At 71.2% G+C, this 2,264-nt stretch carries 2 protein-coding genes and 1 pseudogene; all 3 read left to right on the top strand.

What is annotated here, in order from left to right; all coding sequences use genetic code 11:
- A partial coding sequence (gene lpxK / locus DBR34_RS13310) for a tetraacyldisaccharide 4'-kinase (RefSeq protein WP_258223909.1) occupies nt 1-874 on the top strand: 874 nt, incomplete at its 5' end.
- A gap of 49 nt (nt 875-923) precedes the next feature.
- Nucleotides 924-1,697, top strand: coding sequence for a 3-deoxy-manno-octulosonate cytidylyltransferase (gene kdsB, locus DBR34_RS13305; protein WP_128097143.1), 774 nt, complete (start codon nt 924-926; stop codon nt 1,695-1,697).
- Nucleotides 1,698-1,775: 78 nt separating this feature from the next.
- Nucleotides 1,776-2,264 (top strand): annotated as a pseudogene (locus tag DBR34_RS23070) (hypothetical protein); the annotation flags it as partial.

Raw genomic sequence — 2,264 nt, 5'->3', positions numbered from 1 at the left:
GCCGGTACCGGTGGTGGTGGTGGGCAATGTCACCGCCGGGGGCACCGGCAAGACCCCGCTGACCATCGCGCTGGTCAAGCGGCTGCGTGACGCGGGCTGGAAGCCCGGCGTGGCCAGTCGTGGCTACGGCCGCGACGAGGCCGGCACGGCACGGTGGGTCGAGGCCACCACGTCCACCGCCATCGGCGGCGACGAACCGGTGCTGATCGCGTGGAAGACCGGCGTGCCGGTCCGCGTGGATGCCGATCGCGTAGCGGCCGGCAAGGCGCTGGTCGACGCCGGCTGCGACATCATCGTCTGCGACGACGGCCTGCAGCATTACCGGCTGGCCCGCGATATCGAGATCGAAGTGGTCGACGCGCAGCGTCGCTACGGCAACGGGCGGATGATCCCGGCCGGCCCATTGCGCGAACCGGTCAGCCGCGCCAACGACTGCGATTTCCGCGTGGTCAACATGGGCCAGGCCAGCGATGGCGTCGGCGCGCAGCCGGCGTGCGGCTTCGGCGAATGGCCGATGCAGCTGCACATCGACAGCGCCCAGCCGCTCAGCGGCGGCCGCCCGCGCACGCTGGCGCATTTCCGTGGCCAGCGCGTGCATGCGGTGGCCGGCATCGCCCACCCGCAGCGCTTCTTCGACATGCTGCGCGCGCAGGGTATCGGCGTGGTGCCGCACGCGTTTCCCGATCATCACGCGTACCAGGCCGCCGACCTGCGGTTTGGCAGCGAACTGCCCGTGTTGATGACCGAAAAGGATGCGGTGAAGTGCAAGGTGTTTGCCAACGAATGGCACTTCGCCGTGCCGTTGGCGGCCGACCTGCCCGCCGCGTTCTGGGTGAACCTCCTCGACCGCGTCGACAAGCTGGGCAAGCGCTGAGCGTTTCGCCCGCCGCATCGACTCCCCTGTCATTTCCGCGAGTTTGCACATGAGCCAGCCCCTCGATTTCGTCGTTGCCATCCCGGCCCGCTACGCGGCCTCGCGCCTGCCGGGCAAGCCCTTGCGCCTGCTCGGTGGCCAGCCGCTGGTGCTGCGCGTGGCCCAGCGTGCGCTGTTGGCCGGCGCACGCGAGGTGTGGGTGGCCACCGACGACGCGCGCATTGCCGATGCGCTGCAGGGCCTGTCCAGCGTGCGCGTGGCGATGACCTCGGCCGATCACGCCTCCGGCACCGACCGCCTGGCCGAATGTGCCGCGCAGGCCGGCTGGAGCGACGACACCGTGGTGGTGAACCTGCAGGGGGACGAGCCGTTCGCCCCGGCCGAAGGCATCCGCGCGGTGGCCGAGGCGCTGGTCTACAGCGGGGCGGAGATGTCCACCCTGGCCACCCCGGTGGAAGACGCGGAGACCCTGTTCGACCCCAATGCGGTCAAGGTGGTGCGCCGGCAGAACCTGGATGCGCTGTACTTCAGCCGTGCCCCGATTCCGTGGCACCGCGACGCCTTCGCGCGCTCGCGCGACACCCTGGCGGGACCGCACTGGCTGCGTCACATCGGCATCTACGGCTATCGTGCCGGCTTCCTGCGCCAATTCGCGGCGTTGCCGCCGGGCACGCTGGAGCAGCTGGAGTCGCTGGAGCAGCTGCGCGCGCTGGAAGCGGGGCATCGGATCAGCGTGGCGCTGACCCCGGCCGAGTTTCCGCCCGGCATCGACACCCCGGACGACCTGGCCCGGGCCGAAGCCTGGCTGGCGGCGCACGGCTGACCAGCCGGCGCGCGCAGGCCGCCGTCGGATTGACGCGGCACGACGATTGCATGACGCCGACTCCGGCATAATCGGGGCATGAACGTACAGCCCGTCCAGGACCTGCCCGAATTCGCCACGTGGCTCAACGCCACGCCGACCACCCTCACCGAACTGCGGGGGCGACCGGTGGTGCTGGCCTTCGTCAACGCCGCCTCGGTGTGGTGCGCGCAACGGCTGGCCGAGTTGGCGCAATGGCAGTCGCGCAACCCGGGCAAGCTGCAGTTGCTGATCCTGCAGGTGCCCCGCTTCGACTGCGAACGCGATCCCGCGCAGGCGCTCAAACTGCTGCGTCGCCAGGGCCTGATCGGCCCCGCGCTGCTCGATGCGGACTGGGACGGCTGGCGCCGCTTCGGCGTGACCGCCTGGCCGACCCTGGTACTGCTGGACGCGCAGGGGCGCGAGCGCGACCGCCTGGTCGGGTTCGGCGGCGAGCTGGAACGCGCGCTGAATGCGCTGTGCGAAGGCGGCGCCCGGCCGGTCGACGGCGACATGGCGCTGGCCCGCGAACTCAACCCCGAGCCGCGC

Source organism: Stenotrophomonas sp. HMWF003 (assembly GCF_003061285.1).
GTDB lineage: Bacteria > Pseudomonadota > Gammaproteobacteria > Xanthomonadales > Xanthomonadaceae > Stenotrophomonas > Stenotrophomonas maltophilia_AP.
Note: the sequence above shows the minus strand (reverse complement) of the source record. Positions and strands in the feature narration are given on the sequence as shown.

Coding starts and splice junctions, on each gene's coding strand:
- kdsB (WP_128097143.1), top strand. CDS start 924: ATGAGCCAGCCCCTCGATTTCGTCGTTGCCATCCCGGCCCGCTACGCG.